A 16,793-nucleotide genomic window follows, 5' to 3' on the forward strand; every position below is an offset into this window, starting at 1 on the left:
GAATGATTATTATTGAGAACATAGGAAAGAGGGAAGGTCAATCATGAAGGGGTTTAAGACAAAAATAATAAGTTATGTTGTAATGGTTGGATTATTATCCATTCTATTAACAGCTTGTGGCAGTAATAATGCGGCTAATTCACAAGCAACAGATACTCCAGCAACAACTAGTGAAGCGAGCGCAACTGCAACGGATGCACCGGCTGTACAAGAAACGGAAGTCGCAGCTAGAGAAGCATTTGTGGTGACTGACCAAGTAGGCAATACAGTAAACATTCCCGGAACGGTACAGAAGGTGTATGCACCTGGATTAGAGGATTACCTAGTTACGCTTGGCGTAACCCCAGTAGCACAATGGTCCACAGGCGAAAGACCGCAGCAATATCTACAGGATACATTAAGTGGTGTAGAAGAAATTAGCTTTGCTAATGGTATTCCCTCTCCAGAATCTGTAGTGGATTTGGAGCCGGAATTAATTATATTCCCAACGGCCTTTTATGCACAAAATGGTGTCTATGAAAACTATTCGCAAATTGCTCCAACTTACGTGTTTAAGAATGCGCTTGGTAACGTAGTGGAAGCCACAGAAACGATTGCCAAATTGCTAGGATTAGAAGATAAGGCTACAGAAGCTATTGCTGCTTATAATACCAAGCTAGAAGAGACTAAAGCACAGTTAGCTAGCGTTTCTGCCGGTAAAAAAGCGATTTATATTAATGCGAATGCCCGGGCAATCTTTTTAGTGGGTAACTTCCATTACGGGGGGTATGTGCTGAGTGAGCTGGGATTTGCTCAAAGTTCTCTTGTAGAAGGTGAAATGTCTGCTGATATTTCGCTGGAAATGCTGTCTGATTTAGATGCTGATTATATCTTTATTAATGATAATGATGGTCTCGGAGATGCCTTCCTGGCAGATATTAAAGCTAGTCCCTTATGGAAGGTGCTGCCTGCAGTTCAAGCGGGTAAAGTGTTCGAGGTGGATGGTGATCACTGGAGATCCAGCGGATTAATTGCTTATCAAAAGACGATGGACGATATCGTGGCGTTCCTGAAGCCATGATCATCAAACCGTACGTAAAGCCCAACTATGAAACGATGCTGATTACGAGTGAAGCTAATCATAAGGACTATGAGATTTTTATTGCACTACCTTTGGATGAACCTGCGCAGGGTGGCTATGGTGTTATTTATGTGCTAGATGGTAATGGACTATTTGAGACCGCTGCTGAAATCACTCGGTTGCTGACGCGTAAGCCTAAAGGCTATCCACCCGCGATTGTTGTAGGCATTGGTTATCCTGGTGGTGAGGCCTTTGATACGGTGCGGCGAACCTATGATTTAACGATGCCAGCCGAGCTTGCGAATTTACCGAAGCGTCCGAACGGGGAGCCTTGGCCAGAGTTTGGCGGGGCAGATGAGCTGCTTGCTTTTTTTGAACAAGAGTTAATGCCAGCCATTGCCCAGCGGTTCGTTATCCATAAGCACAAGCAAGCGTTGTTTGGTCATTCCTTTGGCGGATTATTCGTTCTGCATGCTTTGTTTACACAATCCACCTTGTTTTCACATTATATTGCAAGCAGTGCTTCCATCTGGTGGAATGATTACGGACTGTTACATGAGTATGAGAAATATAAAGCTGAGTTGCACAGCAATACGTTAAATCAACTACCTAAAACGCTAATGATAGTCGGTGGAGATGAGCTTGATTATATGGTCAAGGATAGCTTGGATTTATGTAACAGCATGATGTCGTTACACATTCCAAGCTTCGAAGTAAGCTGGGCATTGCTTGAGCAAGAGGAGCATGTAAGTGTAATCTCTGCTGCGATTAGTCGAGCCGTTAAATTTATGCTTACAACATCCTCTGACTTGCGTTAGACAATCATATTCGTTTGCATCTGAGCTAGCCCCTTGGCTGGCTCTTTTTGTAAAGGGAAGGGAAAGGGTTGGAAACATTGTCTTTGAACTCGAATGTTCAGAAATCATCACTACCAGTAGAAAAAAAGCTTTCCTTTTTTGTGTTGCTGATCTTCATGCTGCTCCTATTAATAGGCGTATTAGTACTTGCTATGGCACTAGGAGCAAAAAAAATACCCTTTGCAGATGTATTCCTATCGATTTTTGCTTTTGATGATACAGCTTCTACGCATCAGGTGATCCAGTCCATTCGTTTACCCCGGGTACTTGCCGCTATGACTACAGGTGCTGGATTTGCCGTAAGTGGAGCAATTATTCAAGGGGTTAGCCGGAACCCTTTAGCGGATTCAGGTATTCTTGGATTAAATGCTGGGGCAGGTGTCACGTTAGTTATTGCAATGGTATTCCTGCCTACCCTTACATTTACAGGCACACTTTGGCTCTGTATCATAGGTGCGGGATTGGGAGCGGGTTTAGTATTTAGTGTGGGCCTATTAAGTAAACGAGGGTTGACGCCTATTCGACTTGTATTAGCGGGTGCTGCCATATCTGCTATGCTCACTGCTTTAAGTGAAGGAATTAGTATCTTTTTCTCAGTGGCACAGCAGGTGGCTTTTTGGTATGGAGGCGGTTTAAGTGGCATTAGTATGGCTCATTTGCAGCAGATGCTGCCTTGGATGCTTCTTGCTCTACTGCTTGCCATCGTGATTTCGAAGTCGATTACAATACTATCTGTAGGGGATGAGACAGCGGAAGGTTTAGGCGTTAATATTAAACTTATCAAGAATCTCGCGCTTTTATCAGCCTTTATGCTAGCTGGGATTTCATGTGCTTTAGCTGGATCTGTAAGCTTTGTTGGGTTAATGGCTCCTCATTTGGTTCGTTACTTCGTTGGTGTCGATTATCGTTATATTATTCCTCTATCCGCCGTTCTAGGGGCAATCCTTGTTGTACTTGCTGATTTAGTGGCACGGATTGTAAATGCCCCTTATGAAATTCCTGTTGGTGCTGTAATTGCCGTTATCGGTGTCCCGTTCTTTCTATTTTTGGCACGTAAAGAAAGGCGGGAGCTATAGTGAAGCTAAGCTGGAAATTTATAATCATAGCCATACTTTTACTTCTAGGTTTTATCTATAGTGTATCTACCGGTCAAAGCAGCTTAAGCTTACAAGAGTTATGGCAAACCCTATTAGGCAAGGGAACAACGAGGCAGGAGCTTGTACTTTTTCAGTTTCGTATTCCTCGAATGATCTTGGGTTTTCTAGTGGGTGGCGCGTTGGCGATAGCAGGAATGCTGCTACAAGCTATAAGTCGAAATGCATTAGCAGACCCAGGTATACTAGGGATAAATGCTGGTGCTGGATTATCCATGATGTTATTTTTACTTTTACAAAATAGCTCTACCGGTCTACATACTTATGTTCAGCCATTGTATGCGCTAATGGGCGGATTTATCGTTGTGGCCCTATTATTTATGCTGTCATATGATCGCAATCAGGGTATTATCCCCATACGATTAATTTATACAGGCATTGCTATTGCGGCTGCGATTAGTGCCTTTATGATTGTGTTAACCTTCGTACTAGATCCTTCACAATATCAAATGATCAAGGTGTGGCTGGCAGGAAACATTGGGAATAGTAATTGGAATCATGTGTATGCTATGCTACCTTGGTTACTTATTATTGTGCCTTTATTAATTCGGAAACATCTTATATTGGATGTGTTAAGGCTTAACGATCCCGTAGTCATCAGCTTAGGGGTGTCTTTAAATAAATATCGTGTTTTGTTTCTAGTGTGTAGTGTCTTATTGGCAGCACCAGCGGTTGCTGTGAGTGGTAGTATTGGATTTGTAGGACTGGTAGTTCCACATTTAGTTAGACGACTCTTTCGTGGCCATAAAATAATGATACCCGCGTGCTTATTAATCGGAGGCGGATTAGTGGTTATTGCAGATGCGCTTGGTAAAATGGTCGTAGCCAATACGGAAATACCAGCAGGAGTGATCGTGGCTTTAATCGGCGCTCCTTACTTCTTATATTTATTAATTAAAAGTGAATAACGGAAGGGACTTCGGACATGAAAAAGGTTATTGTAATTGGTGCAGGGATATTAGGAGCTTCAGCAGCTTATCAGATCAGTAAATTAGGTGCTGAAGTCATCATTATAGATCGTAAAGATGTTGGACAAGCAACAGATGCAGCCGCAGGGATTATTTGTCCATGGCTGTCTCAACGTAGAAACAAAGCATGGTATCGCCTTGCTAAAGCGGGAGCAAGCTTCTATCCAGCTCTTATTCAGGAGCTTCAAGAGGCTGGAGAAGCCGAGACCGGTTATGCAAAAGTGGGAGCGATATGTATTCATGATGATGTATCAAAATTACTTGCGATGAAGGAAAGAGCGGAGCTTCGCAGAGAGGACGCACCTGAAATCGGTGAACTTACGATGCTGACGGATCTGGAAGCACAAGAGAAGTTTCCATTATTATCGGAAGGCTATCATGCGCTTCATGTATCGGGTGCAGCAAGAGTGGATGGACGTGCATTACGTGATGCTTTGCTAAGAGCAGCACAGCGTAACGGTGCACAGATGATTGAGGGAGATGCTATCTTAGAGCATGAGAATCACGAAATTAAAGCGGTTAGCGCAGGAGATCAGACATTCACGGCGGATGAAGTGATTGTGTGCGCAGGGGCCTGGTCCAATGCGGTGCTTCATCCGCTCGGGATCATGCTCCAGGTGCGTTATCAGAAGGCTCAAATTATGCACTTGAAGCTTGCTAAACAAGCGAGTACAGAGCAATGGCCTGTGGTAATGCCACCTACAGATCAATATATCCTTGCATTTGCGGATCAAAATATCGTGGTAGGTGCTACTCACGAGAATGATGTCGTAGGTTATGATACCTCTGTAACCGCAGGTGGAATGCAAGAAATATTAAATAAAGGTCTGCAAACGGCTTCCGGCCTTGCCGATTGCAGCCTAAATGAGATAAGAGTAGGGTTCCGTCCCTTTGCTGCAGATTTTCTTCCGGTGCTAGGAAGGGTTCAAGGCTGGAATAAGCTAATTGTGGCTAATGGACTAGGGGCATCCGGATTAACGATGGGACCTTTTCTTGGTGAGCAGCTAGCCAAGCTAGCCCTGGATCAGCAGGTAGATATTCAGCTTGAAGACTATGCATTAGAGCACGCTATAAATTGATTAGAAGCAACACGGATAAAAAAACCTTCTATATAAGTTGAACTAAAAACATTCTAAAAAGGAAAAGTGATGGAGGGGAAGTTTGGAACTGTAGGAACGTAGTGACCGCCTTTGTCACCGGATTTCAACCATGAAACATGGTATTAATCAAGAAATCTGGTGACAACAGCGGCCGGAAGTCCAAACATTCACCGCAGTCACGCACTTACCTTAATAGAAAAATCTTAAGTTCAACTAATATAGCGAAGGTTTTTTTTATCCTTTATACTGAAAAGACCAATTTATTTTCCTAGGAGTTGTCTAACGAATCATGATGAAGAAAGAAGTCGCGCATATTCGCAAGCAATTTAAGCTCGATCACGATTTAATGAATATTTACGATATTCTCAATGTGTATATTATGAAGGAAAGCAATGAGATCTATCATTGGGAGCGCCTGCCGTTTGGAATGGTGGATAGAGAGAAGCAGGAGCTGTATATGGGCAATTTCAAAAAACTCTTAACCGGCGAACTGGATCAGAAATTGTTCGAGTTAAAGTTTCAGGCGGAAGCGGAGGAGCCAGCACAGGTGATGCTTCACCAAGCTTTGGTGACAGGGGATCCGGATGAATGGCAGGATCTGATGCTGCTGTTGGTGGACAGAATGATGGCGGATACCCATTATGAACGCGACACGGTAATCACTTTCGTTCGCGGACAATATTACCGTCCGACCAAAGATAGAAACGACGAAGCCGAGGAAAGTGAGAAAAATGAACTATTCGCGCATCCATTTATTCTATGCAGCGTGAATTCTACAGAGAAGCAACGGAAAGCTCTCTTATTTGATTATGTGGAGCGGGAATTCAAATACAATGTCATTGTAGATCCGATCGTCAAGTTAAGTACGCCGGAGCAGGGCTTCTTTTACCCAAGCGTGACGGATAATTATTCCGATGTGAACCGCATTCTGTATTGCACAGGAAAATCGAACTTTCCAGATCCGCATTTCATTGGGGATGTCTTGAATGCCGAAAGATCCGTGACGGCACTGGAAGAGAGAGCTATCTTCGAAGACATCGTGAAGGAAGTGGCGGGGGAACAACTTGACGCGACCACCATTGCTCAGTTGTACGAGGAAATCAACCAGGTCATCGAAACCAACGATGATAAGGAGGAACCTCCGAAGCTTGATTATAGAGATGTGGAACGCGTGCTGAAGGTAAGTGGTGTAGAAGATGTGACGATGGAAAAAGTAGAGCGGGCGTTTGAAACGATTGTTGACGATAAGCATTATGAGATGAAGGCGAGCAGTGTGATGCCGAAATTCACTACCAAATCGATTAAGATCGAAACAAAGGTAGCTACGATTTCGGTCAGCCCGCAGGATTTAAAGTATGTGAAGCAGGTGAATTATCATGGGAGACGCTGCATCTTGATTGAGGTCGACGAAGATGCCGTGATCGAAGGGTTCACACTCACTACAGAGACGCTTTAGACTTATTTGTTATGGGCTATCCTGAAAGTCTTTGATTAAGACTAGGGATAGCCCATTTTGTATTTGTATCAGCTATGCATTGAATGGAATTGCCCTTGGTATTTGAAGATATAGTTGATATATTCTTTTGCACTAGTATTAATTTCTTCATCACTGGCTTGAAATGAAGCTCCAAAGACAGCCAGATACGGCAGCGCTTCTGCACCAACATGCTTGGCACTGGCTTTAAAGGGGGCAATCACTTCGTCTACGGTAAAAGAAACAGAGCCTTCTGGCTGATAGTTTTCTTTTTTATCGCCGATGGAGATGGCAAGCCCTAACTTTTTCCCATTAAGCTTGTCGCCTTTTGATCCATAAGCCCATCCGTAGGCAAGTACATCGTCGAACCATTTTTTCAATAGTGGGGGATAACTGTACCAATATAACGGGAATTGAAAGATCACATGGTCACAGGCTTCCATTAGATTCTGCTCTCTAGGAACATCAATAGACCAGTCAGGATACTCTTTATAAAGCTCATGAATGGTAATCTCATTTGGATATTGCAACAGTTCTTCTTTCCAGCGCTGGTTGACCCTCGAATTCTCAAGGTTCGGATGCGCCAGAATCACCAGAGTTTTCATTATGAATCTCCGTTCTTCGGCCTATATTATTTATGAATATCATCATTATCCTGCAGGTTTTAAAAAAAGAAAATACACACCATAAAGTAAGATGGTTACTTCGAAGTACGTACTGGACTCGGAAAAAAATATATGCAACAATGAAATTTTGAGTAAGCGTAATCTGATCAGCATGAACGAGGTGTTATTCTATGAAACAATATAATCTGGGTATAGAGGCAACACTAGAAATCATCGGCGGTAAGTGGAAAGCTTTGATCATTTGCTTATTGATGTCCGGTGCCAAAAGAACAAGTGAATTACAGCGTAATATTCAGGGCATCTCACAAAAGGTTCTGATTCAGCAGCTTCGTGAACTTGAGCGGGATGGACTTGTCACAAGATTCGTTTACCAGCAGATGCCGCCAAAAGTTGAATATAGCCTCACGGAATATGGCGTGACAGCCAACAAGATCGTGGATGTTATGTGTTCTTGGGGGAAGGAAAATATTAAAGTAAGACAAGAACGAGGAGAAGAGATCGTCTTGTTGGAGGAGTTCCAGGAGCTGTAGCCTTAGAAAAGATTTGCACGTCAGTTGGAACAAAGTGATTTACAGAATTGTTATCAAAGGATTAAAAAAAGTAGAATTGTTAAAAAAGCTATAGAATATACTATGAAAGCGTTTTCTTTTGTTTTCCTACTACTCTATTCGAAATGAATTTTCATTTTCTAGCCTCTGATGTTCCTCTGAATTGGATATTTTATTTAGTTATTGTCTTATTTCAATAGGATAATGTTACCTTACCGTCACTCTGTCCTATATTTCTCGGATTATAATGAGTCTGTATTCGACCGCAACCTTTATAAACCATCGGAGGAAACACAATGAAAATTAAGAAAACATTATCCGTTGCATTATGTGTAGCAGCTGTAGCTTCGTTCTCATCTCAAGCCATGGCAAATCCTGTCGCAACACCAGCCAGTTCAGCAGTAACACCATCCACCAATCAAGTAGGACAAAAGTTTACACTTACTGGTGTTCAAACGAAAGCAAATACAGTATTGCTGGGAACAAGAGCTGTTGATCTAGAATTGGATGGAGTTAAAGACACTTTATATCTTATCGGTGATGCCAATAGCTTTGGTGACTTCGACAATGTTAATCTCATCGTTGTAAACGGCAAAACTAACAAAGTGTTAAACGCTGGTATTAAAGACTTTGGTGGTTCCAACGTGAAAATCAGCTATGTGAGTGATTTCAACAATGATCATGCACTTGATGTAATGATAACCGCGTACTCAGGGGGTAACAAAGGATCTACCAATGCCAGAATCGTAAGCTTTAAGAACGAGAAACCTTCCATTATTCTAGGTGGGGACCTGAAGATTAAAGGTGAGCGGGCTTTATTTAGAACATTAGAAGCGGTTGATATGGAGAATGATGGTGTGAGTGAGCTGTTTGGAATCAGAAGTATCCATGGCAAGACTACTTCTGAGGTAACAGGTTATGAAAAAGTATGGTTCGCATTCAAAGATGGCGAATTCAAAGTTAGCAAAACAGAAATCACCAAAGAAGACCCTTTTAAGCAACCTGCACTTGGTGAACTGACTATTGGACAACCTTTCGCATTGCAAGGTGTAAAAACAACAGATAAAACCGTTCTTATCAGAAAACAAGTTAACGATGTTAACAAAGACGGCGCCCAAGATAAAATTTATTTGATTGGTGACAAAGCAGATGAGCTTGGTTATGTAAGTAACGTTAATCTGGTTGTTGTCGATGGTAAAACAAACGTAGTGAAAGATGCAAAGATCAATGGTTTCGATGGTTACAAACCAGAAATTAAATGGATTGGTGATTTCAACGGGGACAAAGCAAATGATGTAATGTTTACAGCATTCTCTGGAGGTAACAACGGTACGACAGATGCCTACATATTATCTTTTGCAGGAGATAAGGTACAACCACTTTTGAGTGTAAAGCCTGTTGTGGATGGCAAACCCGCATTTTTCAATACTTTAGAGCAAGTAGATCTTAATAAAGATGGTGTATATGATCTGGTTGGGACTAGAAAAATTCGCGGTGATGCTGAAGCTATAATTCTAGGTGAGGAAAAAACAACATTCACCTTCAAAGACGGTGCCTTCAAGGTTGTGGGTACAGAAACAACTAAAGGTGATAGCAAGCCAGTCACTACACCAGCCACAAATACAACAAGTGATTTCACCGTTGGTAAACGTTTTGAGCTTAAGGGAATTCCAACAACAGCAAAAACAATCCTGCTTGCGAAGCAAAAAGTGGATGTAACTGGAAATGGTGTTGCGGATAATGTCTTACTGATTGGTAACAAGGATGCCGCTAATGGTGGTCTGATTACAGATATCAACATCGTCGTTATTGAAGGAAAAACTAAAAAAGTGATCAACAGTAATATCAAAGGCTTCACGGGTTACCAACCAAAAATCAACTTCGTTGGAGATTTTAACGGAGATAAATCTAAAGATGTCATGATTACTGTATACTCAGGCGGAAACAACGGCAGCACTAATGCTTACGTAGTATCCTTCAAAGACAGTGGTGTTAAAGTTCTTCTTAACGAGTACGTGAAAGTGAATGGCAAACGCTCGCTCTACAACTCAATGAAAGCCACTGATGTAGATAAAAACGGAGTCTATGAGATTGTTGCAACAAAAACGATTCATGGTGAAGCTACTTCCGTAATTAAAGGCGAAGAAACCGCTGTTCTTGCTTACAAAAATGGAGCATTTCAAGTTAAATCGGCGACTGTAAAGAAATCTAAATAATCTTATAACAGATACCTCATTGAGGGAGTCTCCCGAGAGTCATAAAAAGTGGCTACCGGAGGACTCCCTTTCGATTTTTGAGTCGGATTGACTTGTGATCTTGGTGAGAATACCTAAAACTAAACTCTCCCTTGCTCCTTAAGTCTTGCCGATCCACGTATATCCCAGGGCACGACACCCCTATGAGCAAGGAGCAAATCATTCATGTGTTAAGTAGATTTTGTGAAGTGAAGTAAACAGGGACTCCTTTCCCTATACCCACCCCGTAAACTCCAATATAGACGCTTTTGCAGATTGGGCTTCGGAATGTGCGGCTTTACGCCATTGTTTGGGAGATTCGCCCATAAGCTTGGAGAAACATCGGTTGAAGCTGGAAATGGACTGAAAGCCGACTCGTTCAGAGATGGAGAGGATGGAAGCATCCGTGCTTTTTAACTGCTTGCAGGCCTCTTCAATACGGGTACTGTTTAGGAAATCGAGAGGTGCGGTCCCCATGATCTCATGGAATTTTCTTCGAAAATGAGTAGTGCTTAGATGGCACAGATCAGCTAGGTCATTGATGGTAATCGGCATCATGTAGTTTTTGGTGATGTACTCCAGAACCGGAGAGATGACAAAATCATCTTTCAGGTTATGGTCTGTTTCTTGCTCTACTAAGGGTTCATTCCGGGAATGAATTCTAAGCAGTTCTATATAAAGGGATAATAATAAGCCGTAGGCACTTTCCTGATAGTAAGGATTTTTGTGCTTCAATTCCTCTACAATCGATGTCGCAAGGGTATAAACCTTGGGATGTTCCTCCTTATTCAAAATACAATTCATTCCCTTGATCGCCCATAAATTTGGCTCGAAGTCACTATAAGCGCTTTTGAATGAATGTTGAAAGAGCTCCTCAGGTGAAAAAAAGATATATGACCACAGACTGGCTTCATTTGGTGAACTATAAGTTGTATGAGGGAGATACCTAGGGATGAAGGTTACATCTCCGGCTTTAAAGGGTATGGATTCACCTTTGATCTCCATGATGCCGCTATCCGAATGACAAATGCCAATCTCTAGATGGTTATGGAAATGGAGATGTTCACTTTTGATATCGGAAATCTTCCAACGTTCACCGCTTAGCAGTAGAATCGGGAAGTTTATCGGCAAGCTGTAGTGGCGGTATTCAATGACGGGCTTCTTTTTTCTGGGCATATTCTCAATACTCCCATTCTTATTACGTAGGTTGAGTAGATTATAGGTTAACGTTATATCAAATTCAACTATATAAAGAGATCTTGATATTATACAATTTGAGGAAAAGTGGCGGAGGAGAAGTTTGGAACTGTAGGAGCGTTAGCGTCCGCCTTTGTCTGCAGATTTCCACCGCGAAGAGCGGTATAAAATCAAGAAATCTGCAGACAACAGCGGCCGGAAGTCCAAACATTCTCTGTAGTCACGGCCAATCCCGAAATATAAGAACCACTAGTTAATGGTTGAAATTGCACAGTTTAGTTATGAATATGCTTAGAATCAGACCATTTTACTCCTTACAATAGAGTTAGTAAAGCGTTTACATAGGACGGACAGCTCTCAAGCGCCAATGGGGGCGTGTGCGAAAGAGAGGAGAATCAAGATGCTTCAATTAACTTATGACAGAGAAGAGATTCTAAGCGTTATCGACAAAGTCGTTAGAAAAACAATGACGATGGATTTAACATGGGACTGGCCTTGTGGTGTGGCTTATTATGGGGTATCCAGAGCTTATAAAACGACAGGTAATAAAGAGTATTTGGATATGCTTGTTGAGTGGGCAGATGAATATATCGAGCTGGGCCTGCCGGACTGGACGGTAAACACCTGTGCCATGGGTCATATGCTGATCACATTATATGAAGAAACAGGCAATCAGAAATATTGGGATATTGTGATGAGCAAGGTGGATTATCTGCAGAACCATGCGCTGAGATTTGGAGATCATGTGCTGCAGCATACCGTTTCTATTTCGAATGATTTTCCAGAGCAGGCATGGGCAGATACATTGTTTATGGCGGCATTTTTTCTGCTCCGTGTTGGAAGTAAATTAAACGATCAGAAAATGATCCAGGATGCCCTGAATCAATATTACTGGCATATCAAATACCTGCAAGACCCTAGCAGCGGCCTCTGGTACCATGGCTACAATAATGTGAAGCGGGATCATATGTCCGGACTATATTGGGGCAGAGCAAATGCTTGGGGCGCATATACCATGTCCCAAGTCAAAAAGCTTTTGAAAGAATGGTATTTGTATCCGGCGTGTATGGACGTGGAGTGTTCGCTGCGCGATCAATTGGCGGCACTCAAGCTTGTGCAAACGGAGAACGGCCTGTGGCGGACAGTGCTTGATGACGAAGAATCTTATGAAGAAGTATCTGCCTCTTGCGGAATAGCGGCTGCTATGATCAATAACGGCAATCCGCTGCATACCAAATATGTGCAAAAGGCCTTGAAAGGCGTCTTGAGTAATATCAGCGAGGATGGACGAGTACTGGGAGTATCGGGCGGAACAGCGGTTATGAAGGACCGGGAAGGCTATCGCAATATTCCAAAAGACTGGATTCAAGGCTGGGGTCAAGGCTTAGCACTCTCTTTTCTATCCGATATGCTTAAATAGGAGGGATCCAAGTTGTCCAAGCAAACAACGGGGGCCTTTACACTACCGGGCGAATCCGGTTATGAGGCACTGACCTTAGAGTTAGCTGAACGCTGGGGGGCCGATGTCATCCGTGACAGTGACGGCACGCAGTTGTCCGATGAGATTATCAACGCAGGGTACGGCATTTATTCTACAATCTGTATCATCAGAGATCATAACGAATGGGCATCTCAGAACCCTGATAAGCTACAGCAGAGCTTTTTAATTACTAATCCGAAGGTAGCGGTCGAAGATTATTTATCCATCTATTTGATGGAGGACTTTTTCGCTGAGCAATTCCGAGTAAATGATTCCAAAGAGGCGTTTAAGTACTGGCAGGTTTTTGACCGAACGACTGGTGAAGAGGTTCCAAAAGAACAGTGGAATTATGAACGAGAATCAGGAAATGTAGTCATTACTGGAATTGCGCCTTGGCACAAATATACGGTCAGCTTCATGGTCTACCGGATTTGGGAAGAGATCTCCATGTACAATCACACCACGAATCACTGGGAAAAAGAACATCTGATGCAGATTGATCCCATCTATATTGAAACGCAAAAGTATCTGCTCAACTGGATCGAAGAATGGTGTCAGCATCATAAGGAAACAACGGTTGTTCGATTTACGTCCCTATTTTATAATTTCGCCTGGATTTGGGGCAGCAATGAGCGTAATCGCCATTTGTTCTCGGATTGGGGTTCATATGATTTTACCGTAAGCGGAAGAGCACTTGATCTGTTTGCTCAAAAATATGGGTATTCGCTCACGGCCGAGGATTTTGTGAATGGTGGAAAATATCGGGTCAGTCATATCCCGGCGCAGCAGCGCAAGCTGGATTGGATGGCATTTATCAATGATTTTGTCATCGAATTTAGTAAGAAATTAATTGATATTGTGCATGGGCACGACAAGCTGGCGTATGTCTTCTATGATGACAGTTGGGTTGGCATGGAGCCTTACAATGATCGTTTCGAGGCGTTTGGTTTTGACGGGATGATTAAATGTGTGTTCTCAGGGTTCGAGGCAAGAATGTGTTCAGGTGTAAAAGTAGCTACCCATGAGATTCGGCTGCATCCCTACTTGTTTCCGGTTGGTTTAGGTGGTCTGCCTACCTTTATGGAGGGAGGGAACCCTACACTAGATGCCAAAAAATATTGGATCAATATCCGGCGTGCTCTACTCAGAGAGCCTATAGATCGAATTGGATTGGGTGGATATTTGCATCTTGTAGAGCCTTATCCGGATTTTTGTGATTATATCGAAAAGATTGCGGATGAATTCAGAGAAATTAAAGAGCTGCATCATAAAGGCAAACCGTATCATCTTAAGACAAAGGTTGCCCTTTTGCACGCTTGGGGCAAATTGCGATCGTGGACCTTGTCCGGGCATTTCCATGAAACATATATGCATGATTTGATTCATATTAACGAGGCTTTATCCGGATTGCCGATTGAAGTACAGTTCATTGATTTTGAGGATATCCGTCAGGGGATTTTAAAAGATTATGATGTGGTGATCAATGCCGGATCTGCTGGTTCAGCATGGAGTGGTGGAGAACACTGGAGGGACAACAAGTGCGTCGATCTACTGACAAAGTGGGTTTATGAAGGTGGTACTTTTATAGGCGTGAATCAGCCTTCAGCGCTTGAAGGGTATGACAGCTTTTTCAGAATGGCACATGTTCTCGGTGTAGATGAGGATACAGGCTCCAGAGTAGCGCATGGAAAATGGACATATGAAGTGAAGGATGAGCTTGGTTTAGTACCTGCTGGGGCTAGCATAACACCCAAAAATAACATTTATCTTACCGATGGAGCAGCAACGGTTGTGACTGAAACGGATGGGCTGATCACTCTATCCACGCATGCCTTTGGTAAAGGAAAGGGGATCTATCTTCCTTCTTTCACATTCAGTTTTGAAAATACAAGGTTGCTGCTGAATTTGATTCGTTTTGCGGGTAAGGAGTTCACGGAGACCAAGTACATTACGGACAACTTATATACAGAGTGTGCTTATTATCCGGAAAGCAAAATCGTCGTGGTCATTAACAATAGCGATCAGCTTCAAAGCACTACGATTCATACGGAATATGGACAACAAACCCTGGAATTAGATCCGTATGACACGATGATTAGAACTATTGGGGATTAGTAATACTGAAGAAGCTCAAGCTTGTGGCTAACCTGCCGAAGCTTGAGCTTTTTTGCTGCGATATTTTTGAAAAGGATCTCACTATATATAAATTGGGTTAGGCATCCTGAAATTAGATCATGCTATGTGTTGTAGTCAACATTGAGATTCGTAACCTATGTCTATATTTAGATAATTCATAATCTTTATATGATATGCTAAAATAAAACGGGTTTAAAACAACAACTAGAGGAGGATTTACCTATTGGATTGGCAGGATTTAATATTTAAGTTTGTTGGTGGACTTGGCATTTTTCTATTCGGTATCAAATACATGTCGGACGGGCTTCAAAAATCCGCAGGGGATAAAATGCGCGGTTTGCTCGAGAAGTATACATCCAATCCGATTTTGGGTGTTCTTGTCGGGATTAGCGTAACTGTATTGATACAATCGTCAACAGGGACAACTGTTATGGCAATCGGACTTGTTAGCGCGGGGCTTATGACTTTGCGGCAAGCCATTGGTGTGGTCATGGGCGCCAATATCGGAACAACAATGACTGCATTTATTGTAGGAATTAAGATTGAAGAGTATGCCCTTCCCATTATTGCGGTCGGTGCTTTCTTCTTGTTCTTCATTAACAAAAAGCGTTACCAGTATATTGGACAGATTATATTTGGATTTGGAACTTTGTTTCTCGGCTTAGCTACGATGGGAGGGGGACTTAAACCACTTCGGGAGTTGCCGGCATTTACAGATTTTATGATTGATCTGTCTCACCAACCAGTCTTAGGTTTGTTTGTGGGTACGTTATTTACAATGATTGTACAGAGTTCTAGTGCAACGATTGGTATATTGCAGACAATTGCTGACGAGGGCATGATTAGTCTACGTGGAGCTTTACCGATTTTGTTCGGTGACAATATTGGAACCACCATTACGGCGGTGCTTGCATCGATCGGTGCGTCGGTGGCTGCTAAAAGGACGGCTCTCGTGCACGTTATTTTTAATATTGTTGGGGCGATTATCTTTACGATTCTACTACCAGTCGTTTATAACATTGTCCTCTGGGTTGGAGAAGGTGTGAATATCCGTATGCAGATTGCCTATGCTCATGGGTTTTTCAATGTTACGAATACACTTATCTTCCTGCCCCTAATTCCAGTACTGGCTTGGATCGTAACTAAGGCCATTCCGGGCACAAAGGAGGAGATTCAGTTTAAAGCCATTTATCTCGACGAACGTCTTCTCGCGACGCCTGCTATGGCTCTTGGTCAAGCTCAGCATGAGATTGTCCGAATGGGCCAATATGCATCTGAATCACTTCAGGATGCAACAGGGTTCTTTTTCAATAAGGACACCAAATCCGCAGAGCAGGCTCTTCAGAAGGAAGAGCTAGTGAATGAGCTGAACCGTAAAATTACCGATTATATCGTGAAAATTCACCAGAAGGGTCTTTCTCCGAAAGAATCTGAGAATGCCACAGGCTGGTTCCAAACCGTAAGTGATCTGGAACGAATCGGTGACCACGCTGAGAATATTGTGGAGCTGGGCGAATTTAGAATGACGAACAAGCTGGAGTTGTCAGCCGAAGCGGCTGCTGAGCTCAAGGAAATGATGGAAGTTGCTAATCATGCTGTGAATAAAGCATTGGTTGCACTTGAGCATAAAGACAAGGAAGCAGCCAAAGAAGTACTTCAATTTGAATTAAAGCTGGATGAGCTGGAGGTCGAATATCGTAAAAATCATATTCAGCGGCTGCATAAAAATTTATGCTCCGTCGGAACGGGCTCAATTTACCTCGACCTGCTAACCAATCTGGAGCGAATTGGTGATCATAGTAAGAATATTGCGCAGTTTGTTTTGCACGAGTAATAAACAACACCCTTAGAATAAACATTGGATAATCCCTATCTGATAAATTCTAGGAGGTGTTTTTTTTATTTTGCAAGGACTTCAGACCTACTTTGTTGAATTAATACTAATAAGGTAATATTTAC

General features: G+C 42.5%; 13 protein-coding genes. 11 read left to right on the forward strand and 2 right to left on the reverse strand.

Annotation, left to right across the window (positions count from 1 at the left end; genetic code table 11):
• The first annotated feature begins 43 nt into the window (after positions 1–43).
• The 6 genes from ACN6KS_RS03670 to ACN6KS_RS03695 all read left to right on the forward strand — a co-directional run bounded on the left by ACN6KS_RS03670 (position 44) and on the right by ACN6KS_RS03695 (position 6,595).
• Entirely contained in the window at positions 44–1,060 is a 1,017-nt protein-coding gene (locus ACN6KS_RS03670; protein ID WP_440961377.1) for an ABC transporter substrate-binding protein, read from the forward strand.
• On the forward strand, positions 1,057–1,878 hold the full coding sequence (locus ACN6KS_RS03675; RefSeq protein WP_440961378.1) for an alpha/beta hydrolase: 822 nt from the start codon (positions 1,057–1,059) through the stop codon (positions 1,876–1,878). Before ACN6KS_RS03670 ends, ACN6KS_RS03675 begins: the two co-directional genes overlap by 4 nt.
• A 77-nt stretch (positions 1,879–1,955) precedes the next feature.
• Positions 1,956–2,993, forward strand: coding sequence for a FecCD family ABC transporter permease (locus ACN6KS_RS03680; RefSeq protein WP_440962366.1), 1,038 nt, complete (start codon positions 1,956–1,958; stop codon positions 2,991–2,993).
• Positions 2,993–3,979 (forward strand): FecCD family ABC transporter permease, encoded by a 987-nt coding sequence (locus ACN6KS_RS03685; RefSeq protein ID WP_440961379.1) that lies wholly within the window; start codon positions 2,993–2,995, stop codon positions 3,977–3,979. Before ACN6KS_RS03680 ends, ACN6KS_RS03685 begins: the two co-directional genes overlap by 1 nt.
• Positions 3,980–3,996: 17 nt before the next feature.
• Entirely contained in the window at positions 3,997–5,118 is a 1,122-nt protein-coding gene (locus ACN6KS_RS03690) for an NAD(P)/FAD-dependent oxidoreductase (protein ID WP_440961380.1), read from the forward strand.
• Positions 5,119–5,428: 310 nt separating this feature from the next.
• Entirely contained in the window at positions 5,429–6,595 is a 1,167-nt protein-coding gene (locus ACN6KS_RS03695; RefSeq protein ID WP_094869972.1) for a DUF4317 domain-containing protein, read from the forward strand.
• Between the two features lie 68 nt (positions 6,596–6,663).
• Here ACN6KS_RS03695 and ACN6KS_RS03700 read toward each other — a convergent pair whose 3' ends face one another.
• Positions 6,664–7,218 carry an NAD(P)H-dependent oxidoreductase gene (locus ACN6KS_RS03700; protein ID WP_440961381.1) on the reverse strand — a complete coding sequence of 185 codons (555 nt, stop codon included), beginning with the start codon at positions 7,216–7,218 and terminating at the stop codon, positions 6,664–6,666.
• A 191-nt stretch (positions 7,219–7,409) separates the two neighbouring features.
• Between ACN6KS_RS03700 and ACN6KS_RS03705 the strand changes: the two genes are divergently transcribed.
• Positions 7,410–7,769, forward strand: a complete 360-nt coding sequence (locus tag ACN6KS_RS03705) for a winged helix-turn-helix transcriptional regulator (protein WP_094869974.1) — start codon at positions 7,410–7,412, stop codon at positions 7,767–7,769.
• A gap of 314 nt (positions 7,770–8,083) precedes the next feature.
• On the forward strand, positions 8,084–10,003 hold the full coding sequence (locus tag ACN6KS_RS03710) for a hypothetical protein (protein ID WP_440961382.1): 1,920 nt from the start codon (positions 8,084–8,086) through the stop codon (positions 10,001–10,003).
• A gap of 252 nt (positions 10,004–10,255) precedes the next feature.
• Here ACN6KS_RS03710 and ACN6KS_RS03715 read toward each other — a convergent pair whose 3' ends face one another.
• Positions 10,256–11,197, reverse strand: coding sequence for a helix-turn-helix domain-containing protein (locus tag ACN6KS_RS03715; protein ID WP_440961383.1), 942 nt, complete (start codon positions 11,195–11,197; stop codon positions 10,256–10,258).
• A 421-nt stretch (positions 11,198–11,618) separates the two neighbouring features.
• On the opposite strand from ACN6KS_RS03715, the gene ACN6KS_RS03720 reads away from it, so the two are divergent.
• The 3 genes from ACN6KS_RS03720 (at position 11,619) to ACN6KS_RS03730 (ending at position 16,668) form a co-directional block, all read left to right on the forward strand.
• Entirely contained in the window at positions 11,619–12,638 is a 1,020-nt protein-coding gene (locus ACN6KS_RS03720) for a glycoside hydrolase family 88/105 protein (protein WP_440961384.1), read from the forward strand.
• 12 nt (positions 12,639–12,650) lie between these two features.
• The gene (gnpA, locus tag ACN6KS_RS03725) at positions 12,651–14,813 is read left to right on the forward strand and encodes a 1,3-beta-galactosyl-N-acetylhexosamine phosphorylase (RefSeq protein ID WP_440961385.1); all 2,163 of its coding nucleotides are present in this window, start codon (positions 12,651–12,653) and stop codon (positions 14,811–14,813) included.
• Positions 14,814–15,057: 244 nt separating this feature from the next.
• On the forward strand, positions 15,058–16,668 hold the full coding sequence (locus tag ACN6KS_RS03730; protein WP_341133734.1) for a Na/Pi cotransporter family protein: 1,611 nt from the start codon (positions 15,058–15,060) through the stop codon (positions 16,666–16,668).
• Positions 16,669–16,793: the final 125 nt, after the last annotated feature.

Origin of the sequence: Paenibacillus nitricinens (assembly GCF_052056485.1) — a bacterium.
Classification (GTDB): Bacteria; Bacillota; Bacilli; order Paenibacillales; family Paenibacillaceae; genus Paenibacillus_AQ; species Paenibacillus_AQ nitricinens.

What these genes read in the sequence shown, in the direction of transcription:
- ACN6KS_RS03670 (WP_440961377.1), top strand. Translation starts at nt 44, where the DNA reads ATGAAGGGGTTTAAGACAAAAATAATAAGTTATGTTGTAATGGTTGGA.
- ACN6KS_RS03675 (WP_440961378.1), top strand. Translation starts at nt 1,057, where the DNA reads ATGATCATCAAACCGTACGTAAAGCCCAACTATGAAACGATGCTGATT.
- ACN6KS_RS03690 (WP_440961380.1), top strand. Translation starts at nt 3,997, where the DNA reads ATGAAAAAGGTTATTGTAATTGGTGCAGGGATATTAGGAGCTTCAGCA.
- ACN6KS_RS03695 (WP_094869972.1), top strand. Translation starts at nt 5,429, where the DNA reads ATGATGAAGAAAGAAGTCGCGCATATTCGCAAGCAATTTAAGCTCGAT.
- ACN6KS_RS03700 (WP_440961381.1), bottom strand. Translation starts at nt 7,218, where the DNA reads ATGAAAACTCTGGTGATTCTGGCGCATCCGAACCTTGAGAATTCGAGG.
- ACN6KS_RS03705 (WP_094869974.1), top strand. Translation starts at nt 7,410, where the DNA reads ATGAAACAATATAATCTGGGTATAGAGGCAACACTAGAAATCATCGGC.
- ACN6KS_RS03710 (WP_440961382.1), top strand. Translation starts at nt 8,084, where the DNA reads ATGAAAATTAAGAAAACATTATCCGTTGCATTATGTGTAGCAGCTGTA.
- ACN6KS_RS03715 (WP_440961383.1), bottom strand. Translation starts at nt 11,197, where the DNA reads ATGCCCAGAAAAAAGAAGCCCGTCATTGAATACCGCCACTACAGCTTG.
- ACN6KS_RS03720 (WP_440961384.1), top strand. Translation starts at nt 11,619, where the DNA reads ATGCTTCAATTAACTTATGACAGAGAAGAGATTCTAAGCGTTATCGAC.